The sequence below is a fragment of the Mycolicibacterium sp. XJ870 genome, from assembly GCF_053483975.1.
Genome location: NZ_JBEFTI010000013.1, coordinates 25,639 through 51,517, shown reverse-complemented (window position 1 = coordinate 51,517; position 25,879 = coordinate 25,639). Strand labels below are relative to the sequence as shown.

General features: G+C 64.5%; 25 protein-coding genes and 1 tRNA gene. 17 read left to right on the top strand and 9 right to left on the bottom strand.

The window, feature by feature from the left end:
- Positions 1 to 30 precede the first annotated feature (30 nt).
- The 5 genes from ABQF30_RS29405 (at position 31) to ABQF30_RS29385 (ending at position 4,686) form a co-directional block, all read left to right on the top strand.
- Entirely contained in the window at positions 31 to 798 is a 768-nt protein-coding gene (locus ABQF30_RS29405) for a sulfite exporter TauE/SafE family protein (RefSeq protein WP_448470614.1), read from the top strand.
- A gap of 245 nt (positions 799 to 1,043) precedes the next feature.
- On the top strand, positions 1,044 to 1,985 hold the full coding sequence (locus ABQF30_RS29400; RefSeq protein WP_448470568.1) for a sulfite exporter TauE/SafE family protein: 942 nt from the start codon (positions 1,044 to 1,046) through the stop codon (positions 1,983 to 1,985).
- A gap of 80 nt (positions 1,986 to 2,065) precedes the next feature.
- A tRNA-Pro gene (locus ABQF30_RS29395) sits at positions 2,066 to 2,139 on the top strand.
- 439 nt (positions 2,140 to 2,578) lie between these two features.
- Positions 2,579 to 4,156 carry an arylsulfatase gene (locus ABQF30_RS29390; RefSeq protein ID WP_448470566.1) on the top strand — a complete coding sequence of 526 codons (1,578 nt, stop codon included), beginning with the start codon at positions 2,579 to 2,581 and terminating at the stop codon, positions 4,154 to 4,156.
- A 95-nt stretch (positions 4,157 to 4,251) separates the two neighbouring features.
- Positions 4,252 to 4,686 (top strand): hypothetical protein, encoded by a 435-nt coding sequence (locus tag ABQF30_RS29385; protein WP_448470564.1) that lies wholly within the window; start codon positions 4,252 to 4,254, stop codon positions 4,684 to 4,686.
- Positions 4,687 to 4,699: 13 nt separating this feature from the next.
- On the opposite strand, the gene ABQF30_RS29380 is transcribed toward ABQF30_RS29385, so the two are convergent.
- The 3 genes from ABQF30_RS29380 to ABQF30_RS29370 form a co-directional block, all read right to left on the bottom strand.
- Complete coding sequence (locus tag ABQF30_RS29380) at positions 4,700 to 5,344, bottom strand: VldE C-terminal domain-containing protein (protein WP_448470562.1); 645 nt, start codon at positions 5,342 to 5,344, stop codon at positions 4,700 to 4,702.
- Positions 5,345 to 5,666: 322 nt separating this feature from the next.
- Positions 5,667 to 6,338: a VldE C-terminal domain-containing protein gene (locus ABQF30_RS29375; protein ID WP_448470560.1), complete on the bottom strand. Its 672-nt coding sequence runs from the start codon at positions 6,336 to 6,338 to the stop codon at positions 5,667 to 5,669.
- Positions 6,339 to 6,486: 148 nt separating this feature from the next.
- On the bottom strand, positions 6,487 to 7,053 hold the full coding sequence (locus ABQF30_RS29370) for a dihydrofolate reductase family protein (protein ID WP_448470558.1): 567 nt from the start codon (positions 7,051 to 7,053) through the stop codon (positions 6,487 to 6,489).
- A 106-nt stretch (positions 7,054 to 7,159) separates the two neighbouring features.
- Here ABQF30_RS29370 and ABQF30_RS29365 point away from each other — a divergent pair, with 106 nt between their 5' ends.
- Complete coding sequence (locus ABQF30_RS29365) at positions 7,160 to 8,494, top strand: acyltransferase family protein (RefSeq protein WP_448470556.1); 1,335 nt, start codon at positions 7,160 to 7,162, stop codon at positions 8,492 to 8,494.
- 199 nt (positions 8,495 to 8,693) lie between these two features.
- Here the strand turns inward: ABQF30_RS29365 and aceA are convergent, their stop codons facing one another.
- On the bottom strand, positions 8,694 to 10,985 hold the full coding sequence (gene aceA, locus ABQF30_RS29360; RefSeq protein ID WP_448470554.1) for an isocitrate lyase ICL2: 2,292 nt from the start codon (positions 10,983 to 10,985) through the stop codon (positions 8,694 to 8,696).
- A 216-nt stretch (positions 10,986 to 11,201) separates the two neighbouring features.
- Between aceA and ABQF30_RS29355 the strand changes: the two genes are divergently transcribed.
- A complete protein-coding gene (locus ABQF30_RS29355; RefSeq protein ID WP_448470552.1) occupies positions 11,202 to 11,363 on the top strand; it encodes a hypothetical protein in 162 nt (53 codons plus the stop codon).
- Between the two features lie 13 nt (positions 11,364 to 11,376).
- Positions 11,377 to 11,766: a DUF4267 domain-containing protein gene (locus ABQF30_RS29350; protein ID WP_448470550.1), complete on the top strand. Its 390-nt coding sequence runs from the start codon at positions 11,377 to 11,379 to the stop codon at positions 11,764 to 11,766.
- 77 nt (positions 11,767 to 11,843) lie between these two features.
- Here the strand turns inward: ABQF30_RS29350 and ABQF30_RS29345 are convergent, their stop codons facing one another.
- From ABQF30_RS29345 to ABQF30_RS29335, 3 genes are all read right to left on the bottom strand, one after another.
- Positions 11,844 to 13,133, bottom strand: a complete 1,290-nt coding sequence (locus tag ABQF30_RS29345; RefSeq protein ID WP_448470548.1) for a spinster family MFS transporter — start codon at positions 13,131 to 13,133, stop codon at positions 11,844 to 11,846.
- A gap of 71 nt (positions 13,134 to 13,204) precedes the next feature.
- Complete coding sequence (locus tag ABQF30_RS29340) at positions 13,205 to 13,657, bottom strand: hypothetical protein (protein ID WP_448470546.1); 453 nt, start codon at positions 13,655 to 13,657, stop codon at positions 13,205 to 13,207.
- Positions 13,658 to 13,697: 40 nt separating this feature from the next.
- A complete protein-coding gene (locus ABQF30_RS29335) occupies positions 13,698 to 14,504 on the bottom strand; it encodes an SDR family NAD(P)-dependent oxidoreductase (protein WP_448470612.1) in 807 nt (268 codons plus the stop codon).
- A gap of 223 nt (positions 14,505 to 14,727) precedes the next feature.
- Between ABQF30_RS29335 and ABQF30_RS29330 the strand changes: the two genes are divergently transcribed.
- Genes ABQF30_RS29330 through ABQF30_RS29295 form a run of 8 tightly spaced genes read left to right on the top strand, consistent with a single transcriptional unit; the run spans position 14,728 to position 23,879 of the window.
- Positions 14,728 to 15,540: an MlaE family ABC transporter permease gene (locus ABQF30_RS29330; RefSeq protein WP_448470544.1), complete on the top strand. Its 813-nt coding sequence runs from the start codon at positions 14,728 to 14,730 to the stop codon at positions 15,538 to 15,540.
- A 13-nt stretch (positions 15,541 to 15,553) separates the two neighbouring features.
- Positions 15,554 to 16,399 (top strand): MlaE family ABC transporter permease, encoded by an 846-nt coding sequence (locus ABQF30_RS29325; protein WP_448470542.1) that lies wholly within the window; start codon positions 15,554 to 15,556, stop codon positions 16,397 to 16,399.
- 21 nt (positions 16,400 to 16,420) lie between these two features.
- Positions 16,421 to 17,608 carry an MCE family protein gene (locus ABQF30_RS29320; RefSeq protein ID WP_448470610.1) on the top strand — a complete coding sequence of 396 codons (1,188 nt, stop codon included), beginning with the start codon at positions 16,421 to 16,423 and terminating at the stop codon, positions 17,606 to 17,608.
- Complete coding sequence (locus tag ABQF30_RS29315) at positions 17,605 to 18,636, top strand: MCE family protein (RefSeq protein ID WP_448470540.1); 1,032 nt, start codon at positions 17,605 to 17,607, stop codon at positions 18,634 to 18,636. The genes ABQF30_RS29320 and ABQF30_RS29315 overlap by 4 nt, the downstream gene beginning before the upstream one ends.
- Complete coding sequence (locus ABQF30_RS29310) at positions 18,636 to 19,718, top strand: MCE family protein (protein WP_448470538.1); 1,083 nt, start codon at positions 18,636 to 18,638, stop codon at positions 19,716 to 19,718. Before ABQF30_RS29315 ends, ABQF30_RS29310 begins: the two co-directional genes overlap by 1 nt.
- Entirely contained in the window at positions 19,715 to 21,169 is a 1,455-nt protein-coding gene (locus tag ABQF30_RS29305) for an MCE family protein (protein ID WP_448470536.1), read from the top strand. The genes ABQF30_RS29310 and ABQF30_RS29305 overlap by 4 nt, the downstream gene beginning before the upstream one ends.
- Entirely contained in the window at positions 21,166 to 22,344 is a 1,179-nt protein-coding gene (locus tag ABQF30_RS29300) for an MCE family protein (RefSeq protein ID WP_448470534.1), read from the top strand. The genes ABQF30_RS29305 and ABQF30_RS29300 overlap by 4 nt, the downstream gene beginning before the upstream one ends.
- Positions 22,344 to 23,879 carry an MCE family protein gene (locus tag ABQF30_RS29295; protein ID WP_448470532.1) on the top strand — a complete coding sequence of 512 codons (1,536 nt, stop codon included), beginning with the start codon at positions 22,344 to 22,346 and terminating at the stop codon, positions 23,877 to 23,879. The genes ABQF30_RS29300 and ABQF30_RS29295 overlap by 1 nt, the downstream gene beginning before the upstream one ends.
- 216 nt (positions 23,880 to 24,095) lie before the next feature.
- Here ABQF30_RS29295 and ABQF30_RS29290 read toward each other — a convergent pair whose 3' ends face one another.
- Positions 24,096 to 24,602: an Rv2253/PknI dimerization domain-containing protein gene (locus tag ABQF30_RS29290; protein WP_448470530.1), complete on the bottom strand. Its 507-nt coding sequence runs from the start codon at positions 24,600 to 24,602 to the stop codon at positions 24,096 to 24,098.
- A 183-nt stretch (positions 24,603 to 24,785) separates the two neighbouring features.
- Here ABQF30_RS29290 and ABQF30_RS29285 point away from each other — a divergent pair, with 183 nt between their 5' ends.
- Positions 24,786 to 25,127, top strand: coding sequence for a hypothetical protein (locus ABQF30_RS29285; RefSeq protein ID WP_448470608.1), 342 nt, complete (start codon positions 24,786 to 24,788; stop codon positions 25,125 to 25,127).
- A gap of 42 nt (positions 25,128 to 25,169) precedes the next feature.
- On the opposite strand, the gene ABQF30_RS29280 is transcribed toward ABQF30_RS29285, so the two are convergent.
- Positions 25,170 to 25,808 carry a PaaI family thioesterase gene (locus ABQF30_RS29280; protein WP_448470606.1) on the bottom strand — a complete coding sequence of 213 codons (639 nt, stop codon included), beginning with the start codon at positions 25,806 to 25,808 and terminating at the stop codon, positions 25,170 to 25,172.
- Between the last annotated feature and the right edge of the window lie 71 nt (positions 25,809 to 25,879).

Here is a 25,879-nt window from a genome sequence, read left to right as displayed (position 1 = left end):
GATAGGGTTGCCCGAGTGTCCGTCACCCACATGATTCTGATCGCCTTGGCCGGTGTCGGAGCGGGCGCGATCAATGCGGTCGTCGGATCGGGCACGCTGATCACCTTTCCGACGCTGGTGGCGCTCGGCTATCCACCCGTCACAGCGACCATGTCCAACGCGATCGGCCTGGTGGCCGGTGGTGTGTCGGGCACGTGGGGTTATCGGCGTGAGCTGCGTGGCCAGTGGAACCGGCTGCGGTGGCAGATTCCGGCATCGTTGATCGGTGCCGGGTGTGGAGCCTGGCTACTGCTGCATCTGCCGGAGAAGGTGTTCGTCACCGTGGTGCCGGTGTTGCTGATTCTGGCGCTGGCGCTGGTGGTGATCGGGCCGCGGATCCAGGCGTGGGCGCGGCGGCGCGCCGAGGACTCCGGGCAATCTGTCGAACACGTGAGCTCGCGCAAGATGGCCGTGCTCGTGCTCGGAACCTTCGCCGTCGGCATATACGGCGGCTACTTCACCGCCGCCCAGGGCATCCTGCTGATCGCGGTGATGGGGGCGTTGCTGCCCGAATCGATGCAGCGCATGAACGCCGCCAAGAATCTGCTGTCGCTGCTGGTCAACATCGTCGCCGCGGTGGCCTACACCGCTGTGGCCTTCGACCGGATCAGCTGGGCTGCGGCGGGGCTGATCGCGATCGGTTCACTCATCGGCGGGTTCCTCGGTGCGCACTACGGACGCCGGTTGTCGCCGAACGCGTTGCGCGCTGTCATCGTGGTGGTGGGACTAATCGGGTTGTATCGGTTGTTGGCCGTATAGACCCGCGATGCGAACGCGAACAGCCTCTTGTAGGCTTTCGGAATCTGTCTTACGAGGGAGGGGCGACCGGTGGCTGAACGTGCTTACCGCACCGCACCATCTGCCCTTTCTGCTCTCGAGCCCTTCTGGCCGTCGCGCCGGTTGATGGCTTTCGACGAATGGTGTCGCGCGCGCATCTGATCCGCGCCGTCAGTCCATCAGGTCGCTCATGTCTCGGTGACCATTAATCGAAAGCAGCCGAACCCATGCGTTCGCTACTGATCTTCACGCTTGTCGGCCTCGGGGCCCAGCTCGTCGACGGCGCGCTCGGCATGGCGTTCGGTGTTACCGCGTCGACCCTGCTGGTTCTCAGCGGGGTGGCTTCTGCGCAGGCGAGCGCCGCCGTTCACTTGGCCGAGGTCGGCACCACGCTGGCGTCGGGTCTGTCCCACTGGCGGTTCAAGAACATCGACTGGAAAATCGTGCTGAAGCTGGGCGCGCCGGGTGCGGTCGGCGCGTTCCTCGGTGCGACGGTGTTGTCCTCGTTGTCCACCGAGGATGCCGCACCGCTGATGGCGGGGATCCTGCTGGCCATCGGTGTGTATGTGCTGCTGCGGTTCTCGTTGCGGAATCCACCGGCCTTCCGGTCCGGCGGCACCCCGCACACCGCGAAGTTCCTGACCCCGTTGGGACTGTTCGGCGGCTTCATCGATGCGTCCGGTGGTGGCGGTTGGGGGCCGGTGACCACCAGCACCCTGCTGTCGCGGGGTAAAACCGCGCCGCGCACTGTGATCGGTTCGGTGAGTGCGTCCGAGTTCCTGGTGGCGGTCTCGGCGTCGTTGGGCTTCCTGGTCGGATTGCGCGAGGAGTTCCTGAACAACATCCCGATCGTGCTGGGATTGGCGGCCGGCGGCATCCTGGCCGCGCCGTTGGCAGCGTGGCTGGTGTCGAAGATAAGCCCGGCGCTGCTGGGCACCGGCGTCGGCGGTGTCATCGTGCTGACCAACGCCCAGAAACTCCTGAAGTACTTCGGGATTCACGGGGTCGCTTCGACGGCGATCTACGCCACCATCGTGGTCGTTTGGGTCAGCCTCGTGGTGTACGCCTGGCGGACGTCCAGGGCGCCGGAATACCTGCCCGAGGAACTCGATGCCGAGGCCCCGGCCGAAGAAGAGGTGGCCGAAGAACCGGATACCGCGGCACGATGACGCGCGGGGATATCGATTGGGGCGGACGCCGCACCCTACGGTAAGCTTTCGACCTGCTGCCGGTGACAAGCCGGGAGCAACGGGCTGTGGCGCAGCTTGGTAGCGCACTTGACTGGGGGTCAAGTGGTCGCAGGTTCAAATCCTGTCAGCCCGACATTGAAAAGAAACTCGCCGGCGAAGCCGAGCGAGTTTTTTTCATGTCGGGGGGACATGGTGCGGGAGCCGAAGCGCCCGCCGAGGTACGAGGCGGTCGCCTCGGCGGTTCCTGTCAGCCCGACACTGAAACCCGCTCCGACCAGAATCGGAGCGGGTTTTGTGTTTCTTCGGTCCGCGCCCTTCTGGTGTTGTCGGCTCACCTTTTGGGAGATAACAATTTTGGCGCTGCACCACATGAATTCGTCTTGTGGGTCCCGCCGAGGACAAATCGATGGCAGGGTGGCAGTTGTGGACCGGTCAAGGCGTGCCTTCCCGCGGTCGGGGGAGCGATATTCGCGCGGTGGGTCCGCCTGTGAATTCTTCTTGCCCACAGCCTCATCGATCGATGAGGACAATCGGCAGCCAGCGAGCTGACTGCACATCACTGGGAGGAACACATGGCAACAAGCGCAAGTAAGACCAAGCCAAACATTGTTCTCATTGCGTCGGACGACTTCGGTTACGGCGATGCGGGCGTCTACGGAGGTGGCGCAAACCGGGGAATGCCCACACCCAATCTCGACCGGATGGCCGAAGAAGGCATGCAGTTCCTGTCGTTCTACGCGCAACCGAGTTGCACGGCCGGGCGCGCGGCGATGATCACCGGACGCATCCCGAACCGCAGCGGCATGACGACCGTGGCCTTCCAGGGTCAGGGCGGCGGGCTGCCGGCAGCGGAGTGGACTCTGGCATCCGTGCTCAAGACCGCTGATTACAAGACGTTCTTCACCGGCAAGTGGCACCTCGGCGAGTCCGACTATGCGCTACCCAACGCGCACGGTTTCGACGAAATGCGGCACTGCGGGCTCTATCACCTCAACGCATACACCTATGCCGACCCGGAATGGTTCCCGGACATGGACGAGGACCTCCGCGCGATGTTCGAGCGGGTGACTCAGGGTGCGCTGTCGGGCAAAGCCGGCGAGAAGGCGACAGAGGACTTCAAGGTCAACGGCCAATACGTCAACACGCCTGAGAAGGGACTCGTCGGCATTCCGTTCTTCGATGAGTACGTCGAGCAGGACGCACTCGAGTTCCTGGACAACAACGCGAAGTCCGAAATCCCGTTCTTCTTGAATGTCAACTTCATGAAGGTGCATCAACCGAACATGCCGCACCCTGATTACAAGGGAAAATCGCTCTCGAAGTCGAAGTTCGCGGATTCGATCGTGGAGAACGACGCCCGAATCGGCCGCATCATGGACAAGATCCGCTCGCTGGGCCTCGCCGAGAATACGTACGTGTTCTGGACGACGGACAACGGTGCCTGGCAGGACGTCTACCCTGATGCCGGCTATACCCCGTTCCGCGGCACCAAGGGCACCGTCCGCGAGGGCGGCAATCGTGTACCTGCGATCGCGTGGGGCCCCGGTATCAAGGCGGGATCACGCAACTCCGACATCGTCGGCGGCCTCGACTTCATGGCAACCTTCGCCGCGCTGGCCGGGGTGCAATTGCCGAAGGAGGATCGCGAAGGCGAACCGATCATCTTCGACAGCTACGACATGTCACCGGTGTTGTTCGGAACCGGCAAATCCGAGCGCAAGTCCTGGTACTTCTTCAGCGAAAATGAACTGACGCCCGGGGCTGTGCGAGTCGGCCACTACAAGGCCGTCTTCAACTTGCGCGGCGACGACGGTGCGACCACCGGAGGCCTCGCGGTCGATACCAACCTGGGCTGGAAAGGGGCAGAGGCGTATGTCGCCACCGTCCCGCAGATCTTCGACCTCTGGCAGGACCCGCAGGAACGCTATGACATCTTCATGAACAACTACACCGAACACACCTGGACCCTCGTGACCTTCAACGAGGCAGTCAAGGAGTTGATGCAGACCTATCTGAAGTACCCGCCGCGGAAACTCCAGAGCGAAGGCTATTCGGGCCCGATCACCGTCACGCAGTACCAGAGATTCAAGTATGTGAGGGAACAACTTGCGGCAGACGGAGTGAACATCGCGCTGCCCACCGGCAACTGAGTCAAGCGCTCGCAAGGCGGCTCCGGAGAAATCCGGAGCCGCCTTTTCGGTGCACCCTCGACGGGATCGATCGGAGTGGAGAAGCATGGGCTCCCATGACCGATTACAGCGATGAAGAACGCGACACCGTCCGCACCGCCGCCTTTGGCGCGATGATGCTCGTCTCCAAGGCCGACCCTGGCTTCTTCGCGATGTTCAAGGAGTCAATTGCCGGCTCCAAGGTGCTTTCCAAGGCCTCGCCCGAACTTCGCGAGCTACTGACGTCAGGCGGGATGCCGAGCACCCCCAAAGGCAGCCCGGAAGAGGTCGACCAGGCCGTCCTCACGTCCCTGGGGCAAGCGGTGACGATCCTGCAGCAGAAAGGCCCCGACGAGGTCGAAGGCTTCAAGTCGCTGATCGTCGATGCGTGCGACAAGGTCGCCGAGGCATCGAAAGGCGTCGCCCCCGCCGAGACCGAGGCGATCGGCAAGGTGAAGAGCGCACTCGGGGTGGGCGGTCGAGTAGCCGGGCCTGGCGGCCAAGTCCTCTAGGGCGCCGCAGGGCTTACCTCAAGTAGGTTTCTTTCCCGGTCGGGAATCCGCCGCCGTTCGTCGCGATGTGAACGTGGTCGTAGTGGTTGGCGGTTGCCCCACCCCGGTCCGACATCCGCTTGCGCGACCCGTTGTGGGAGTAGGAGACCTGCCTCCAGATCACGTGGTTCACGTCGAATCGATCCGCGTTGTCGATGGCGTACGCGACGATCCGGTCGCCGAGAGCGATTCCCTCAGGGGTGGAGGGGTTCGGGATCATCACATCGATCGCCATCCCGTGCGGGTGCCACTTCAGAGAATCGGACCGGACTCCGCCGATGTCGAGAATCTGGGGGAACGTCGCGCTGACGGCTCTGGCGGTCAAGATGGTGTCGACTTGCAGGCCCTTCTCCGGTGCCACACCGGCAGGCAGCGGCACCTTGACACCCGCACGAACGGCACGCGCGTCTGGAGCCCACATCGCAGTCGTTGCGGAATTCGGGGTGGTCGGCGCGACAGCCGCTACCGTCGCGACCTCAGCGCAGCAATGGACATCGTCACTGATGGTCGGAGCGGCGGTGTCAGCGCCGAGCACGAGAATTGCGGCGGCAGGCACGATGGCCGCGGCTACGAGCGCCGGTCGGCGTCGCCGCCCCTCGGCCAAAGAGTGTTTACCCACGAGCACCGGACCCTACCGGCGGTTTAGCCGATCTCCGGAATCGAGTGTGTTGTCTGTAGCGGTTAGTGGCTACCGAAAGTCTGCCCCGCGTCAACCAGCGTTTGACGCGGCAGAGCATCCATCCGGCCCCCGGAACACTGCCAACCGGCACGGGGGAATTAGCAGGTCACAATCAATCGACAGGGCCTGAGCCGTCATCATTTCGGAAGCGGGGACTGCCCTCGCGCCGACGCCCAGTCGGGCTCATTCTGCAGTGACGTGCCCCCAGGCTGGCAAAATCTATGGCGTTTACCACACTTCGGCGAATGGCCGCCGCAATGGATCAGTTCTCGGGCGCCGGACGCATGGATCCCATGAAGTAGCTTTCGCGCCCGGACGGGTAGCCACCGCCGTTGGTGGCGATGTGAACATGGTCGAAGTGGTTGGCGGTTTCGTTGCCGTAGTCCGCCGTCCAACTCGGCGCACCGACGCCCGGGTAGTAGCCCTGCCGCCAGATCACGTGGATCACGCCCCAGCGTTTGGCGTTCGCCAGGGCGAACCCGGCGATTTGGTTACCGAGCTCGATGCCTTTGTCGGAGTGATAGTTGGGGATCATCACGTCGATCGCCAATCCGTTGGGATGCCACTTCAACGGGTCCTGCCGGAACCCGCCGATGGTGGTGATCTCCGGAAACATCACGCTGATCGCCCGGGCAACCCAGATCGTCTTGACTTGCAACCCCGCCTCCGGCGTGACGCCGGCGGGTAACGCGAACTGGAAGTCTCTGGCAGCGACAGGCGCGCTTGCCGCCACCAACTCCGCCTCCGCCGCAGGAGGTGTGCCGGCCGGCGCGCCGCCTGGTGTCAGCCCTTCGACGGTCGGCGCTGCCGCCGGCGTTTCGCCACAACATGGCGGCTCGGGGCGCTGGGCGTAGAACATGGCGCCGGCGACGGCGACCGAGGCCACCAATGCCAGCCAGCGACCGCGGCCGTTGGCGAACAGATTTCTGCCCACGAGCCAGCAGCTTACTGCCGCGTCGGACGCGGATGGCGATCTTCGTTAACTCGTTACCCCGAACGCGGTGGGCAATCCTTATCTCCGATGAGCCTCGGAGTCGCTATCTCGTACTGCATCCGCAGCTCGCCCGGCTGTGTGTGTCCGATCAGTCGTGTTTCGCCTCGTAGCGCAGCAGCACCGTGCCACATGGGAAGGTGCGGTTCTCCAATAGTCGCAGCGGGATCCATGCCGGCAGTGTCGGGAAGAATGGGGTGCCGCCGCCCACGGCGATGGGCGCGACCACGATCCGGTATTCGTCCACCAGTCCGGCCTGCACGATCGGTGCGGCCAGCGTCGCGCCGGCCACCTCCAGGTTGCCGTCGGTCTCGGCTTTCAGCTTCGTCACCACCTCGACCGGGTTGCCGCGTTCCAGGCGGGAGTTCCAGTCGACGGACTCCAGGGTGTGCGAGAACACGACCTTGGGCATGTCGCACCAGATGCGGGCGTAGTCGACGATCATCGGGGTGGCGTCCGGGGCCTTGTCGGCAGTCGGCCAGTACGCGGACATCAGTTCGTAGAGTCGCCGCCCGTAGAACGCGCACGCGGTCTCCCGCTCGAAGTCGTTCCAGTACTGGTGCAGTTCTTCGCTCGGATCGGACCAGTCGATGTTGCCTTGTGCATCGGCGATGTACCCGTCCACCGACACGTTGAAGCCATAGATGAGTCTGCCCATGGAGATCAGACTGCTCCGGACGGCATGACTCATCGTTGGTCATTGCTCAAATTCGTGGGTAGTACTACGCATCCGCAGGGGCTCTAGGGCACGGCAGACTGAACACATGCCAACCCCTGAGGTCGCATCGTCGCCCGGCGGTGTCGCTCACGACACCAAGCCCGCCCGTGACCGCGCCGTCGATGTTGCCCGACTCGGCGCATTGATCGTGGTCATGTTCGGACACTGTGCGTTGCTGCTCGCCACGATCGACTCCAGCGGTGTCCGGGTCGGCAACATCCTCGGCGCAATGCCCGAACTCGCACCCATCACGTGGATCGTGCAGGTGATGCCCTTGTTCTTTCTTGCCGGGGGCGCTGCCGGCGCCTACAGCTGGAATCCTTCACCGGCGAAGGGTGCCGCCAGCTCCGGAAAGCGTTGGGGCTCCTGGTTGTTCACGAGGTCGCAGCGGCTGTGCCGGCCGGTGTTCTGGTATCTCGCGGTGTGGACCGTCGCCCTTGTTGGTGTGCAGCTGACGATGGGGGCGGAGTCCGCGAAGGCGCTCGGGCGTGAGTCTGTGGCACTGCTGTGGTTTCTCGGCGTGTACTTGGTGGTGCTGGCATTCGTCCCGGCGCTGACACGGCTGCAAACCGGTCGGACGGTTGCGGTGCTGGTGGCACTGCTTGTCGTATCCGCTGCCGGGTTCGACGCGCTACGGTTTGCGGCCGGCTCAGCCGCCGCCGGCTTCCCGAACCTGGTCACCGTATGGCTGATCCCAGTGGTGATCGGCGTGGCCTACGCACGCCACCTGATCCGTCCGGGCATAGCAGTCGCGGTGGCCGTCAGCGCGTTCGGTGCGCAGGTGCTCCTCGCCCTGACCGGGATTTACGACGTCTCGCTGGTGGTCACCGGAGCCGAGCGGGTGTCCAATGTGTCGCCGCCGACACTGCTGCTCGCCCTGCAGTGCACCTGGATGTCATACGCGTTCGTGGCGGCGGCCGGTGCGATCCAGCGGTGGGCGCAGCGGCCGCGCGTGTGGCACGTCATCGCCGTGGGCAACGGGGGAGCGATGACGCTCTACCTCTGGCACATCCCGGTTATCGCCGTCGCCGCCTTCACCTTGCACGCCATCGGCCTCGATGCCTTCGATCCGCATGCGCCCGGTTTCTGGGGTCTGCTCGCGCTGCGCGCGATTGTGTTCGCCATCCTCATGGCTGTGGCGTTCCGGCTGCTGTCGCCGCTGGAACACCGCCCATTGCCGTGGTGGGACGGGCCGGTTCGCGCGACAGGAGCCGGATCGATCGCCGCGGGCATGCTCGTGTGCGTCGCCGGCGCGGCACTGGTGCTGATGGCCAAGAACGGGCTCGACGGTGTGGCGGGCTGGGCGGCGCTCGGAGGCTTCGTGGTCGCGGCGCTGGCCGCCAGGGCGACCGCCTCGTCGAGAAAGAAGAGCTCGGTGTAGGTCCCCGGGCTCATGAGTTTGCGTCTGCGACCCTTGAATTCGAGAAGGCAGATCAACCACATCGGGTTGCGCGACGTGCGGACGATTCGTCGGTGCTCATCGTGGAGGATTCCACGATTGCCCATGAACGTTCCGCGCGCACTGGTCGCGATGATCGCTCCGCCGGGAGTGACCCGGTTCTGTAGGGGCACGCGGTGGTTCAGTCCTCCTTGCGGATCAATCGTCCCAGCGCCTCACGGTCGGACGCCAACAACTCTTCGATGCGGGGCTTGTTCACGTCGGCGACGATGATCTCACCGACTTCCTGGTAGACGTCGCTGAAGATGCCGTGGGCCTTCATCTTGTCGGTCTGATAGATGTTGTCCTCCGTCGGCGTCACGTAGTACACGATTTCGGCCTTGAAACGGTGGATCAACCACAGGTGGATGAGATCCATAAGCCGCTTCTGGCGCAGCTTCTCGGAGAACGTGTTCTGGTCGCGCACCGTGAGGATGCTGCGCCCGTGCCGGTCCTTGATCGGGTCGACGACCACGTTGGCCAGCGGATCTTCTTCACCTTCGGCGTAGATCCCGAGGTCGAGCACATCGGAGCCGGCGCGGCGCGGCCTCAGCTGCACGCTGAGTTTCTCACCTAGCTGATAGTGCTCGCCCCACAGCGCCAGCCATTCCTCCAGCAGCTTCTTGGGGACCTCCGTCTGCACCAGGTGCTGATGCTGCGTGGAGCCCTTACCCATGGACTTGGTGGTAGCGGTACGCCCCGACGACGCAGCCAGCGCAGCATCGCTGCGCGGCCCGCCGACCAGCGTTTGCGGTGTGCGGTAAGGAGATTCGACCAGCCGCATCTTGCGTTGCAACCGGGCGAGCGCGAGCATGCCCTCCTGCTGAAGCGACGTCGCGAACTCCTCGCAGGCGACGCCGTCGACCTGATGGCCGCCGTAGGTGATGAAGTTGAAGACGAAACCCATCTTTCCGAGTTCCTCGGGGAATGCCCGCATCTCGTCGTCGGTCATGCCGGTGGTGTCCCAGTTGAACGACGGAGAGAGGTTGTAGGCCAACATCTTCTCCGGGAACTCGGCGTGAATCGCGTCGGCGAACTGCTTGGCGTCGGCCAGATCGGCTGTCTTGGTTTCCATCCACAGAATGTCGGCGAATGGTGCAGCGGCCAGCGACTTCGCTATCGCGTACGGAATCCCGCCGCGCACTTGGTAGTAGCCCTCCGGTGTCTTGACCCGCTCGCAATCCCATGCGACGTCGGCACCGAGTTCCTTGGCCTTCTCCCGCGCCGAGTACAACGGTGCCCGCGCCGCGAAAGCGCGCCAATCGGCGGGGTTCATCTGCGCCGGTTCACCCTCCCGCTCCCGGAATTCGAGCAGTTCGGCGACGGCTTCGCCGTAGGTGTTCAAGCCCGCATCGTCCTGCCAGGCGTCGACGAACTGCGACTCCACCCTGTCGAACAGCGCGTCGACCGAGTCGTCGGAACCCTTTTTCAATGACCCGACGGCTTCGGAGACCGCGTCCATGACGCCGTGGCGCTGCAGCCACTCCTCGGCGGCGGTGTACTCACCGTCGGGAAGGGCGTACAGGAGATGCCCGTTCAACTCGCTGACACCCGACTCGTAGAAGTGCCGCACCATCGCCAGGAAGCAGGACTTGTACGACGGAATCTTGAGATTGGTGGCGCCCAACAAGAACGGCTGATCGCGTTCGTCGGCGCGGCTGTCGATCAGGTTCGCGGCCTCGGCATCGGTGCGCGCCACGATGATGCCGGGCACGCGCATGATGTCGAGTTGGAACCGCGCCGTGTTGAGCCTCTTGATCTGTTCGTCCGACGGCACCAGAACCTTGCCGCCCTGATGGCCGCACTTCTTGGTGCCGGGGCGCTGATCCTCGATGTGGTACCCGGGCACGCCGGATTCGACGAAGCGGCGAATCAGGTTTCGCACGTGCGGGTCACCGCCGTGGCCGGTGTCGGCGTCGGCGATGATGAACGGCCGGTAGTCGTAAGCGGGCGTTGCACTGCGCTGTTCTTCGGTCATGCGCAGCCGCAGATAATGCTGATTGCGATCCGCTGTGAGCAGGGCGCGCACCAGCCCGGCCGCCTCGTCGGGCACCTGGCTCAGCGGATAGGAGGCCAGGTCGGGCCCCGGGTCCTCGCTGATGGAGCCCTTCGCCGAGGTCGCCCAGCCGCCTAGGTAGATGCCCTCGATGCCCATGCGCTTCATCGCCACGGCTTGGCCCGGTGAATACGGACCGAACGTCGTGATGCTCTTCTTCTTGGCGAACAAGCCGCGCAGATGCGGGTAGAACGCCGTTGCCGCCTCTCGCGCCACCGGATAGTCGGCCGGAATGGTGCCGCGCTGTTCGGCGACCTGGCGCGCCGAATAGAGTCGGATGATGCCCTCGAAGCGCGGGCTGTCGAAATAGGCCTGCGTGGCGGTAACTTCCTGGTCAAACGATGTGCCGGCGGGTGCGTTGGCCTCGACTGTGGGCATGGGTCCGCTCCTTCGAGCTAGGGTCCTTCGATTATCGCGGTGCGAGACGCCGGGCGGACCGGGTTGAGGCAAAATCGCGCCGCCGAGAAGTCGTCAGGTTCGGTGCGTGCCCACGACATCTGGTGGAAGATGCTGAACGTCAATATGTTTCGTTTGCCAGGCGCTCAGTTCTGCAGAACTCGTGTTGTCATCACAAGCACCTCCTAGGATCGATACATGCCGAAGCTGCCGAAGAAGGTGAAGTCCCTGTTCAGTAGGCGTCGGCCGGTCACCCGCGAGGACGCCGCCGAGATCGCCGACTGGCTGAACGAAGGCGGTGCGCTGCACCCCGATGGGCCGCCGCCGATCAAGGAACCGAAGAAGAACAACCACGGCTGACGGGTTACACATCATGTCGATCGACCGGGCGGCGCTCGCCGCGGGCAGTATCCGACTCGCGTCGGGCGTCTCGTTTCTCGCGGATCCGCTGCGGGCCAATCGGGTGTGGGGTTCACCGGACAAACCGGACGCAACCGCACAGCTGCTGCTGCGGTCGATGGGATACCGCGACGCGCTGATCGGTGGCCTGCTCCTGGCGGCCGGACTACGCGGTAAGGACACGCGCGGCTGGTTCCTGGCATCCGGCGGGGCCGACGCCGCCGATCTGCTCGGCGGCGTAGGTGTCCACGGCGAGATGAGGCGGTCTCAGCAGATCATCGGGCTGGGCGGAGCCGTCGTCGGCATCGCCGTCGGGTTGTGGGGTGCCACCCGGCGCCCGCGCCGGACCACACAGACCGAGTAGCGCACCTACCGTCGAAAACGACGCTATGGCTGCTTCATCCGCGGCCGAGCAGCCGCTGCGTCAATCTCGGGGGGGATCTAGCTGGTCACCTCGATGATGTCGCGCCGATACCGCCGGGCGGCGACGAGGTAGCAGCCCATGGCCAGGAACTGCGACACCGGTACCAGGATCAGGAGGGCACGACCGAGCGCCTGCGTGCCGAGGTCGGCGGTCAGCGTGTCGCTGATCAGGCCGGTCAGGAACGGGCCTACCGCTCCGAAGACCGCATTGAAGAACAAGAAGAGGGCCGACGCCGTCGCGCGTTGCTCGGGTAGCACCAGGCGTTGGATCGCTGCGACCGACGGTGCCAGGTACGCCGTGCCGATGCAGTAGCTCAATGCGAGGAACAACACGCACAGCAGCCGGCTTTCCACCACGAACGCCAGCACCGAGGCCGGCAGCAGCACGGCCGTCAACACCACCACGATCCACATCAACCAGCGCGGATCGCGCGCGGCCAGTCGATCGGCCAGCCGCCCGACGATGATCAGGCCCAGGACCCCGGTCAGGCCGGTGGTCAGCCCGTACCCCAGCCCGACCTCACTCAGTGACATGCCGTGTGAGCGCATCAGGAATGCGGGTGCGAAGGTGGTCAGGGAGTAACCGGCCGCCGAGATGAACGCGGTGCCGCCGATGAGGGCCAGGAAGGTGGGCTTGCGCAGCAGGTCCCACCAGTTGACCGGCGCGTCGTCCTCGCGCACGGCGGGCGCGGGCAGTGTCTGGCGAACCCCGACCACCAGTAGCACCAGGGGGACAAGCGCGACACTGATCGCGCCCATGACCACGAATGTCGTTCGCCAGCCGAGACTTTCGGCCAGCAGGCCGCCGCCGAGGATGCTGGCCGCACTCGCGAGTGGGATCGCGAAGGTGATGACAGCCAACGGTGCCGAGCGACGTTCCGGCGCGAAGTTCCGCGCCACGTAGGCATGTGCCGCCGGTGTGCTGCCTGCCTCACCCACTGCGACACCCACTCGGGTGAGGGCGAGCTGGAAGCCGGACTGAACGGCGCCGCCGACCATCGTCATCGCGCCCCACAATGCGAGGCATCCGGAGATCACCGCGCCGTACACGCCACGATCGGCGACGCGCGCGATCACGATGCCGAGCACCGCGTAGACGATCAGGAATCCGAACCCGTTGATGACGCCGATGGCGGTGTCCGACAACGAAAGATCGTGCTTGATCGGTTCGGCCAGCACGCCGGGTAGGAACCGGTCGACATAGTTGAGCGTGCCGACGAGTGCCAGAACCGCCACCGCAGCCCAAGCCCGCCGCGGGCCATGCGCGTCGGCGGGCTCCAACGGCACGGTTGCCTGCGGTGTCGGCATCGGTTCCTCCTGCTCGAACGGTCGCCGTAGCTTACAGAACGGGCACAGGCCGACTTGGCCGTCTTGCGCCGCTATAACCGGATAAGCGAAAACGGATAAGTGAAGGTGCCACCCGGGGCGCCGTCGCACCCCGCCGCGAACGAGGATGCCAACGTGCCCTGGAGTGTGTCCGCATCCCAGGAGTAGACATCGCGGGTCGCGACGACCGGCCCGTAGTAGACATTTCCGCACCGCAGCCCGTCGGGAACATCGACGGTCAACGTGTACCGCCCGTCGGCCAGGTGTGCGTTGCCCCGGTATTCGAATGCCTTCGCGATCGGCATCGGGATGGCGTTGATCTCCACGCAGTCCTCGGCCTCAGGAACACAGTAGGAGACCGCCCACGTCCAGGTATGGAAGTCGTATCGCTCCGGAACCAGCAGTTGGTAGTTCGCGTAGAACGCGTCGGCGTGCGCGGCAGGCGACCCTACCGCGCCGACGGCTACCGCACCGGCCAGGCCGATGACGACCTTCTTTATCTGCATTCGATGTCTCCGTAGGTATTTCGGTAGGCAGGCGGGTCGGCTACATGTGCGAGCCACCGTCGATGCGGACCTCGGTGCCGGTGATGAAGAAGGCGTCGCGGCTGCCCAGCATTGCGACCACACCCGCGACCGCATCGGGGCCGGCGAAGATCGCGCCGCCGTCGAGGGGGAGCATCGGCGCGACCTTGCCGAAGAGGGCGTAATCGGCGTCCTCGGGCAGACCTGGCCCCACGCTCTGCCGTGACGCGCCGGTACCGTCCGTCATGCCGGACGAGATCGACCCGGGCTGAACGGAATTGAACCGTATCCCGGCTTTCGCGAACTCCAATGCCCAGGCATGCGTCATCGCCAGGACGCCGCCCTTCGATGCCGCATAGGCCGCCATATAGGGATGCGCGAAGTGCGCAGAGGTGGAGCTGAAGTTCACCACCGCGGGCCCGTTGCCCTCGTGCAGCGGGCCGATCGCCTCGCGGGTCACCAGGAAGGTTCCGGTCAGATTGATTCGCAGGACCTGCTCGAAATCGGCGAGGGAGGTCTGTGCGAGGTGGCTCGAGCGAAGGATGCCCGCCGCGTTGACCAGGGTGTCGAGTCCACCCAGTGTTGCGACTGCCTCGGCGACCCCGGCGCCTACCGAGTCTTCGTCGCCGACATCCATCACCACGGTCCTCAGTCGCTCACCGGACGGGCCGGCCTTGGCAGTGGTGTCGTCGAGCCCGTCGGCACTGATATCGGCAGCCACGACCTGGCCACCCTCGGCAAGGATCCGCAGCACACAGGCCTGGCCGATCCCGGAGCCTCCGCCGGTGATCAGTACCCGCCGGTTGACGTAGCGGGAGAGGGCCGACATTGGCTCGGACGGCAGTTCGGACACGGTGCAACTCCTGTTCGACGGATGCGGTTGACCCGGCTCATTGTCGTCGATCGGGTCCCGCGCCGACCACGTTGCGGCTCAAGTGCCCATGCTGTCTCACCGGCTCCCGGTGGATGGGACGGGCTGTGTCGAAAGTAGGCCGCCCGCTGCCAAGGTGGGGCGTCCAACAAGGGGAGTGCAATGGAGTGTTCGGCTGCACATGGTGAATAAAGCCGCGGACCGCTGGTCCACCGGTCTGCCTGTGCTGCGCGCCGGCACGTCGGGAACATTGGAAGCCGTCGGAGGTCTGTTCTCGATGTCGGTCGACGCGGTGAAGTTCGCCTTCCGCCGACCGTTTCAGGGCAAAGAGTTCCTGGAGCAATCCTGGTTTGTCGCCCGTGTGTCACTCATGCCCACGCTCCTGGTGGCGATCCCGTTTACCGTCCTGGTGAGCTTCACGCTCAACATCCTGCTGCGCGAACTCGGGGCGGCTGACCTTTCGGGGGCCGGTGCAGCGTTCGGCGCCGTGACGCAGGTCGGTCCGATGGTGACGGTGTTGATCGTGGCGGGTGCGGGCGCGACAGCGATGTGCGCCGATCTGGGATCGCGCACTATCCGCGACGAGATCGATGCGCTGGAAGTGTTGGGTATCAACCCCATCCAACGTCTGGTCGCGCCACGGATGCTGGCCTCCGGGCTGGTCGCTCTGTTGCTCAACAGCCTGGTGGTCATCATCGGCATTCTGGGCGGCTACACGTTCTCGGTATTCATCCAAGGCGTGAACCCCGGTGCCTTCGCAGCCGGAATCACGTTGCTCACCGGCATTCCGGAGGTGATCATCTCCTGTGTCAAGGCAGCGCTTTTCGGCCTTATCGCGGGGCTTGTCGCCTGCTATCGGGGCCTGACGATCAGTGGCGGTGGCGCCAAGGCAGTAGGTAACGCCGTCAACGAAACCGTGGTCTACGCGTTCATGGCGCTGTTTGTCGTCAATGTGGTTGTGACGGCAATCGGTATTCGGATGACGACCGGATAGCGGGGAACGGGCAATGGCAGTACGAGCGCTCCACCCGCGGCTGGCGGGGGAGCTGAGCAGGCCGGTCAAGACCGCTGGTCGACTCGGCGACCACACATTGTTCTACGGCAGGGCGCTGGCAGGCGTGCCCCATGCGGCGGTGCACTACCGGCGGGAGGTCATCCGGCTGATCGCCGAGATCAGCATGGGCGCAGGCGCATTGGCGATGATCGGCGGCACGATGGTGATCGTCGGATTCCTCACGCTGGCTGCGGGCGGCACCCTGGCGGTCCAGGGCTACAGCTCATTGGGCGATATCGGGATCGAGGCGTTGACCGGCTTCCTCGCGGCTTTCATCAACGTGCGGATTTCGGCTCCGGTCGTCGCGGGCATCGGGCTGGCGGCCACCTTCGGTGCGGGGGTCACCGCCCAGCTCGGCGCGATGCGCATCAACGAAGAGATCGACGCTCTTGAATCGATGGGCATCCGGCCGATCGAATATCTGGTCAGTACGCGCATCGTCGCGGGGATGGTCGCGATCGTTCCCCTCTATGCCGTCGCGGTCATGCTGTCCTTCGCGGCCAGCAAGCTCACCACGGTGATGATGTTCGGCCAGTCTGCGGGCCTGTACAACCACTACTTCTCCACGTTCCTCAACCCCGTCGACCTGCTGTGGTCCTTCCTGGAGGCGATCCTCATGGCGTTGGCGGTGCTGTTGGTGCACACCTACTTCGGATACTTCGCATCAGGTGGCCCCGCCGGTGTCGGAGTGGCAGTCGGCAACGCGGTGCGGAGCTCGCTCGTCGTCGTGATCTCGGTGACGCTGCTGGTGTCACTGTCGATCTACGGCTCCAACGGCAACTTCAACCTTTCGGGCTAGCAGGGAGTTCAGCCGATGGCGATGAATGCGAATGTGATTCGGCCCCTCGCTGGTTTTGCGACGGCGGCGGTGATGGTGGCGATCGTGGCGGTCTCGGTGGGGTTGTTCCGGGGAAGCTTCACGAAAACGGTGCCCGTCACCGTCCTCTCAGAGCGGGCGGGTTTGGTGATGAACCCCGATGCCAAGGTGAAATTGCATGGCGCCCAGGTGGGCTCGGTCGAATCGATCGAGTCGCTCCCAGACGGCCGGGCCGCCATCCACCTGGCGATGGACCCGTCCCATCTGGATCTGATCCCTGCCAACGTGGGTGTCGAGATCTCGTCGTCGACGGTCTTCGGTTCCAAGTTCGTCGCACTCGTCCCTCCGGATTCCCCTGCGCCCCAGTCATTGCGGGCCGATCAAGTGCTGTCAGCAGACCACGTCACCGTGGAGATCAACACCGTGTTCGAGCAACTGTCCTCGGTGCTGTCGAAGATCGAGCCAGAGAAACTCAACGAAACCCTCGGCGCCTTGTCCTCGGCACTGGACGGTCGCGGTGGCCAGATCGGACAGATGTTGTCGGATTTCGATGAGTTCCTGGCCAAGACCGACCCCAGCCTGCCGAACATGGAGCACGAACTTGCGGTGGCACCGCAGGTGCTCAATGCCTATGCCGACGCCGCACCGGACCTCCTCGCGACTGTGGACGCCGCGACGACGCTGAGCCGAACGCTTGTCGAGGAGCAGCAGAACCTGGACTCCCTGCTGATCAGCGTCATCGGCTTGTCCGACATCGGGAACGACGTGGTGGGCAGCAATCGTCAGGCGATCACCGATGTCATGCACCTGCTGGCCCCGACCACCGATCTGACCAATCAGTACCACGAGGCGCTCAGGTGCGGTCTGGGCGGTGCGGTTGAGCTGGCCAAGGCGCCGGGCACCCCGGTTCCCGGCGGGCTGCTGCTGCAGACTGTCGTCCTCGGCCAGGAGCGCTACCGCTACCCGGCGAACCTGCCCAAGGTGGCGGCCAAGGGCGGTCCGCAATGTACGGATCTGCCGAAGGTGCCCTTCCAGAAGCACCCCCCGTTCGTGATCACCGACGTCAATGCCAACCCGGCGCAGTACGGAAACCGCGGCATTCTGCTCAACTCCGACGCTCTCAAACAGGCGCTGTACGGCCCACTTGACGGGCCGCCCCGCAATACCGCGCAGATCGGACAGCCGGGATGACCAGCCTGGGTAAGACGGCTGTCAAGTTCGGTGTCTTCGCGGTCATCATGGTGCTGGTGACCGGGATTCTCATCGCGATCTTCGGTCAGTATCGCTCGGGTTCGAGCAACAGCTATTCAGCGGTGTTCGCCGACTCTTCGAGTCTCAAATCCGGGGATTCGGTGCGGGTGGCGGGAATTCGGATCGGCACCGTCACTGACGTGCTGCTGCAGCCCGACAACACCGTGCTGGTGGACTTCGATGCCGACGACACCATCCGGCTCACCGAGGGTACGAAGGTGGCGGTTCGGTATCTGAACCTCGTCGGTGACCGCTACCTGGAACTCGTCGATCAGCCGGGCTCATCCCGAATTGAGCCGCCAGGGTCGCGGATCGGTACCGAGCGCACCGAAGCGGCCTTGGACCTCGACCTACTGCTGGGCGGCCTCAAACCGGTGATCAAGGGGTTGAACCCCCAGGACGTCAACGCGTTGACGGGCTCGCTGATCCAAGTCCTGCAGGGCCAAAGCGGCGACATGGAATCGCTTTTCGCGCGGACCTCGTCGTTCACCAACGCGGTAGCGGACAACGGTCACATCGTCGAGCAACTCATCGACAACCTCAACGACACCTTGGCCACCGTCGCCAAGGACGGCGACAAGTTCTCCGGTGCCGTGGACCGTCTGGAGAACTTGGTTTCGGGCCTGGCCGCCGACCGGGATCCGATCGGGGAGGCGATCACCGCGCTGGACAAGGGAACGACGTCACTTGCCGACCTGCTTGCTCAGGCCCGGCCGCCGATGTCGGGCACAGTCGACCAGTTGAATCGCCTGGCGCCTCTGCTGTCCAACGACAACGATTTGGCCCGACTCGATCTCACCCTGCAGAAGACCCCGGCCAATTACCGCAAGCTGGTGCGGCTCGGCTCGTACGGCAGCTGGCTGAATCTCTACCTCTGCGGCATCTCGGTTCGGGTGACCGACCTGCAGGGGAGGACTGCCCACTTCCCGTGGGTCATGCAGAACACCGGAAGATGCGGGGAGCCCTGATGCTCAAATATCGCGGATCATCGCTCGTGCGCCCCGGATTCATCGGCTTGGTACTGATCGTGCTCATCATCACCGTCGGCCTGCAGCCGCAACAGCTGTGGTCGATGGTGAGCTCGGTCAGGTACCACGCCGAGTTCGCCGAGGCCGGCGGGCTGGCGCCGGGCAACGACGTGAAAGTCTCCGGCGTGCCCGTCGGAAACGTCTCAAGCGTCGAGTTCGAAAACGGCCACGCACTGGTGACCTTCGCCGTGAACGGCAAGATTCGGCTGGGCAGTGACACGACCGCTCACATCCGTACCGGCAACCTGCTCGGCGAGCGGGTGCTGACACTGGAGCCGGGCGGCAACGGCCGAATCCGCGCATCCGGCGTCATTCCACTGACCCGGACCGGTTCGCCGTATTCCCTGACCGACGCGGTCGGCGAGTTCACCTCGAACACCGCCGGCACCGATACCGCGGCGATCAACCATTCGCTGGACACCCTGTCGGAGACCATCGAGCGGATCGCGCCTCAGTTGGCCCCCACATTCGATGGGGTGACGCGTCTTTCGAACTCGCTCAACACCCGCAACGGGTCGCTGGCCGGCCTGCTCAAGAGCGCCGCAGACGTCACCGGTGTACTGTCCGACCGCAGCCAGCAGGTCAACAGATTGATCCTCAACGCCAACGACTTGCTCGGGGTGGTGCAGGACCGCCGATATGTGATCGTCAACCTGCTGGCCAACACATCTGCAGTAGCACAAGAGTTGTCGACTCTTGTGGCGGAGAACGAAGCAGAACTCGCCCCGACGCTGGAAAAGCTCAACAAGGTGTCGGAGATGCTGGAGCGCAACCGTGACAATCTCACGAAATCGCTTGACGGCCTGAAGAAATACCAACTCACCCAGGGTGAAGCCGTGAACAACGGTTTCTATTACAACGGGTTCGCATCCAACCTCATGCCGGGCCCGGCGATCCAGCCATTCCTGGATTATGCGCTCGGGTTCCGGCGGGGCGTCAACGCCGGGCAACCCCCCGACAACGCCGGCCCGCGCTCCGAGTTTCCCTTCCCGTACAACGGTATTCCCGGAGGATCGCGATGATCGCCAATGGCCGGCGCACTCCGCGGCTCGCGAAAGTCTTGGTCACCGTATTGGTGGCATTGACCCTGGCGGCTTCGGGATGGCTGATAAACCAGAAGTTCTACGGCCCGAAGACGGTCATCGCCTACTTCAGTTCGGCGACGGCGATCTATCCGGGCGACGAGGTCCGCGTCGCCGGCGTGACAGTGGGCACCATCAAAGCCATCGACGCGCAGGGCACCCGCGCGAAAATGACGTTGGCGATTGATCGAAAGGTGCCGATACCCGCTGATGCCAAGGCGATCATCGTGGCGCAGAACCTTGTGTCGGCTCGCTACGTCCAGTTGACACCTCCCTACGGGTCGAGCAGCGCGGCCAGTGGTCCGACGATGCCCGACGGCGCCGAGATCGGCCTGGACCGGACCGCGGTGCCGGTCGAGTGGGACGAGGTGAAGGAGCAACTCACCCGGCTGGCAACAGAACTCGGACCCACCAGCGGAGTGTCGAACACCTCTGTGGGGCGGTTCATCGACTCGGCCGCGAATGCCATGGCCGGAAACGGCGACAGGTTGCGGGAAACCATCACGCAACTCTCCGCGGTCGGACGCGTTCTCGGCGAGGGCAGCGGAAGCATAATCGACATCCTGAAGAACCTGCAGGTGTTCGTTACGGCATTGCGGGACAGCAATGTTCAGATCGTTCAGTTCCAGGATCGGCTGGCCGACGTGACCAGCGTGATCGACGGTAGCCGCACCGATCTCAGCGCTGCGATCAATGACCTGTCGTCGGCAGTCGGTGAGGTCCAACGGTTCATCTCCGGCACCCGCGATCGGGCAGCCGAGCAGATTCAACGTTTGGGGAATGTCACCCAGGTGCTGGCCGATAACAGCACGGCCGTCAAGAACGTGCTGCATGCCGCGCCAAACGCACTTGTCAACGGATACAACATCTACAACCCGGACACCGGGGGACCGCGAGGGTCGTTCGCCATGAACAACTTTGCCAATCCGGTGGCACTGATCTGCTCGTCCATCGGAGCTGTTGAAAATGCCACAGCGGAGCAAGCGGCGAAATCCTGCGCCCAGTATCTGGGCCCCGCTCTACGTCTGATGAACTTCAACTACCTGCCGATGCCGTTCAATGCCTATCTCGGACCTGCCCCACAGAATGTCGTCTACTCCGAACCGGGCCTGGCCCCCGGGGGCGGCGGCACCGCACCGGGCCCTGCGGACGTCCCGCCTGCGGTATCGGCATACACCGGGGCGGGTGACGTTGCACCACCGGCGGGTTGGACCGACCCGTCACACCCGCCCGGTGCGTACACGCCCGACGGGTTGCCTGCCGCCCCGCAGCCGGCGCTGTTCCCCGGTGCACCCATTCCGCCGGGTGTGCCGGCGCCGCCCAGCCTGGAGGGCATGCTGCTGCCCGCCGAGGCAGCTCCCGCACCGCAACCCACGGAAGGAACACCATGACCGCGCGGGTATCGATGCGCTGTTGGTCGGCAGCAGCCTGCTGTGTGGTGCTCACCGCGTCGGGTTGCGCATTCGATGGGGTCAACTCGCTGCCGCTGCCGGGTACTGTCGGCACCGGTTCGGATGCGGCGACCTATCACGTCCAGATCGCCAACGTCGGTACGCTGGAGTCGAATTCGCCGGTGATGGTGAGCGACGTCGTCGTCGGAACTGTGCGGACGATGACCGTCAACAGCTGGCATGCCGACGTCGAGGTGTCGGTGAAGCCGGACGTCGTGGTACCCGCCAATGCGGTTGCCCGGGTGGGACAGACGAGCTTGCTGGGCTCCATGCATCTCGCACTGGATCCGCCGGTCGGCGAGCCGCCCACCGGGCGCTTACAACCGGGTGTGACCATTCCGTTGAATAGATCGTCGACATACCCGTCGACCGAGCGCACGTTGTCGTCGCTGTCGACGGTCGTCAACGGGGGAGGTCTCACTCAGATCGGCGACATCGTCGACAACTTCAATGCCGCGCTCGACGGTCGTGCGGTGCAGATACGGGATCTGCTCACCCGGATGAACAAAGTGGTGACACTGCTCGACAACCAACACGACAACATCGTCGCGACCATCACGGAACTGAACCGGATGGCGGGCACCTTCTCCGATCAGCGCGACGTCATCGTCCAGGCGCTGGATCGCATCCCGCCGGCGCTCGACGTGCTGGTCGAACAACGCCCGCGGATCACCACTGCCCTGGAGAAACTCGGCGACTTCAGCGATACGGCCCATCAACTGATCAACGACTCGCAAGAAGATCTGGTGCGCAACTTGAAGAATTTGGAGCCCACCGTGCGCGCCCTTGCCGACGTCGGACCCGATCTCGCCACGGCGCTGTCGTATCTTCCGACATACCCGTACACGCAAGAGTTCATCGACCGCGGCATCCGTGGCGACTACATGAACCAGTTCATCGTTTTCGACTTCACGATCCCGCGCCTCAAGAGCGGGATTCTGCTCGGAACCCGATGGGAGGAGCCGGGGGCGTCACTTGTTCCGGCACCGGGCGACCCCTGGTACTCGTCCTACACGTTGGACCCGCTCAAAGCGCCGGTAACCCCGGTACCAACCGAACTCGCACCCATTCCGCCGCTCGTCGATGGACCGGCCGGCGCGGAGGGCGGTAACTGATGCTCACCCGTCTTGTCCGTGTACAACTGGTCATCTTCACGATTGCTTCGGTGGTCGGTGTCGGGATGATGGCGTTTGTCTACATGCAGGCACCAGTGCTGTTCGGAATCGGCCGCATCACAGTCAAATTGGAGCTCGCATCGACGGGTGGGCTGTACCGCTTCGCCAATGTCACCTACCGTGGAATCGAAGTGGGCAAGGTGACCGATATCGGGCCCACCCGCGAGGGTGCGGTCGCCACCATGTCGCTGCAGACGTCTCCGAGGATTCCGGCGGACCTGCAGGCCGACGTGCGCAGTATCTCCGCGGTCGGTGAGCAATATGTGGATCTGCGACCCCGGACAGACGCCGGACCGTACCTGGAAGACGGTTCGGTCATCACGGCCGACAAGACGTCCACACCGGCGCCCGTCGGGCCGATGCTCGACCAGATGAGTGCTCTGGTGGACAGCATCCCGTCGGGTCAACTCGGTGGCCTACTTGACGAATCCTTCAAGGCGCTCAACGGGACCGGTTACGAGCTGGGTTCATTGTTCGACTCTTCGGCAACACTGGCCGCCGATCTCAACGGGGCAAGTGACAGTGCGCGGACGCTCATCGACGACAGTCGGCCACTGCTGGATGGTCAGGCCGACAGCGTGAATGCGATCCGGACCTGGGCGCGCAGTCTGGCCGGCGTCACCCAGCAGGTGGCGTCCGACGATGCCGCCGTGCGGACGATCTTGCAGACCGGACCGGGAACCGCCGACGAAGCCTCGCGCCTACTGGACCAGGTGAAGCCGACTTTGCCTGTGTTGCTTGCCAATCTGACCACGGTCGGCCAGATCGCGGTGACCTACCACCCGTCGATCGAGCAGCTGCTGGTGTTGCTGCCACCCTATCTGGCGGCCACCCAGTCGTACGGATCCTCGCTCAGCAACCCCACCGGTATGGCGCTCTCGGAGTTCAGTCTCACCCTCAACGACCCACCGGCGTGTACGGTCGGCTTCCTGCCGCCATCGTCATGGCGGTCGCCGGCGGATCTCAGCGATGTCGACACCCCGGACGGTCTGTACTGCAAGTTGCCGCAGGACTCGCCGATCGGGGTGCGGGGGGCCCGCAACTTCCCGTGCATGGGCCAACCGGGCAAGCGTGCGCCCACCGTCGAAATCTGTGAAAGCGACAAGCCATTCGAGCCACTGGCCATGCGCCAACACGTCACGGGGCCTTATCCGTTCGATCCGAGCCTCATCGCCCAGGGTGTTCCGCCCGATGATCGGACCACTCTCGACGAACAGATCTTCGGACCCCTCGAAGGCACGCCGCCTCCGGTTGACGCCCCGCCGCCGCCGGCCGATGTCCCGCCCCCTCCGGCCGATGGAGCGGTGCCGGTTGCGCCGAGTGCTTTTGCTCCCGCAGCGGGCGGCCCCTCGGTCGCGTTTGCCATCTACAACCCGCGGACGGGTCAGTACGCAACCCCTGACGGCGAGGTGTACAGCCAGACGAACCTGGTTACGCCAAAACCGCAGAGCTGGGAAGACATGCTGCCCAAGTGAGTTCGGTGTGACGCCGTCATCTGAGCCGGGTCGCCTGTACACGACCGCATAGTCAACGCGGGTCCGTCGGGTGATGCCCTGAGTCGGCACTGTGGCGAGCGTGTAGGTTTCTGCGGCGTTCAGACGTTCTCATGACAACAGGTTGCACGCTCGCCACAGCACGCCACCGGCAACCTCAACTCGCTGGCCGGGGTGATCGGCGGATCATCAGCCCTGTCAGGCTTTGGCGATCTTGAACGGCATGTTGATGTAGACCGGCTTATTCACGCCGCAGGCGCCGCTTTCGCCGGTCGTGATGTCCTCGCCCACCAACGTGGTCGAGGTCGGGTCCGCGTTCGCTCCGTCGGGAGTCATCGCCTTGAACCGGAACACCTGCAGTCCCGGAGCAGTACTTCCGTCGGGGCATGGAATCCAGTTCTCGACAGTGTGCTTGACGTACCAGACACCGCTCTTCTGGTAAATCGGTGCGGTCCAGCCCAGATCGCTGTTCACAGTGCCGGTGCATTCGCCCGGGTAGCTGCACTGAGTGGTGACGGTCCAGGTGCTGCGCAGGCTCGCCTGTTCGTAGAACACCTCGTTCTTGCGTGCCCACTCACCGTTGGAGGTTGCGACGTAGGTGCCGTTGAGGCCCCATTCCGCGCTGTCCGCGGTGGCGGGCGCGACGGTCGCCAGGCTGAGCGCTCCCGCTGCGGCGATGGTCAGCAGCACAGGTAAACGCAGCATCGTCTACTCCTAGGATTGGCCGTCTGTACGAATTTGGCGGTGCCCGACGCTAACAGCGCCGAACGACCGGTGCGGGCGTGGTTGTCCGCTGAGCGGGCGCATCGACTTCCAAGTGGGCCACGCTGTGTCACAGTGCGCTCTGTGCGATCAACTGTGGCTGCGGCAGTGTTGGCCAGTGTGGCCATGGTGGCGGCGCTGATGATGTCGGCCCAGGCACATGCCGAGCCGGCGGCCTGCGACGAATCCGCCTGTGCTCCAGGGATTGTGCCTGCAGTGGTGGGCGCACCGTGCTCGGACACTGCGCAGTACGTCTTCGGCACGACCTCGTGGGGCAGGCTGGTGTTCTGCGGTTCGCCGCGCCGCTATGAGCCGAGGTACTTCCGGTCGCCGTCGATGGCCGGTATCAAGGAGTTCGGCACACCGTGCGAGGGCTACGAGAATTGGGTGGCCCAAGCGCCCGACGGGTTGTTCCTGAGCTGCCACTCGCGAGATGGCGCTGCGTCGTGGAGGCGTGGCGATGCGTAGGACGACGCTGGCGGCGCCCACTGGATGGGAAACGCCTGCCGCTCAAGAGGTTCTCCGGTCTGCCCCATGGTCCACAGCGGCCTTTGGCCGGATGAACACACCTTCAGCCTGCACCGTGACGACCCCGTCTGCGTCTGTGATACGGCCGACGGCAAAGGTTTTCGACGCCTCTTCGCGATCAACCCAGGCCTCGGCCCGCAACCGCCCCAGCCAGGTGGGGCGAAGGTAACGGATGGTGATCGTGCCGGTGAACGCCGGTTGCTGTTCCCGGTGAGCCGTCGCGCTCAGAACATGGTCGAGCACCAACGCGCACACGCCGCCATGCACTTGTCCCGACGGTCCTTCGTACGGTGCACCCAGATTCAGGTCGACCCAGACCCGGCCATCGGATTCACGGCGGATATCGAGTGGCGGTGCGATCGCATTGCGCAGGCCCATGGCCACATTGCCCCACACGAGGGGGCGGCCGTCGCCATCGTGGCGAAGGCCGAATGATTCCGGGTGCAGTCGCGAGCTGAGCAGGTCGACGGCCTCGTCGATGAGGCTGTGGGCTTGCTTCACTGCGTCGTCATCTGCCTCGCTGCGGATCGCCACGTCGATGAGCCGCCGCAGGGACTCCGTCAGCGGTCCGTAAAGCGCCCGTTGGTGTTCGGCATCGTGAGCGGGAATCGGTTCAGGCATGGCTTGCGCACCACCGTGCGCCGCGCCGGGCGCGATCATGTTGTCGGACATGCTCCTCCTCGAATGGGCAG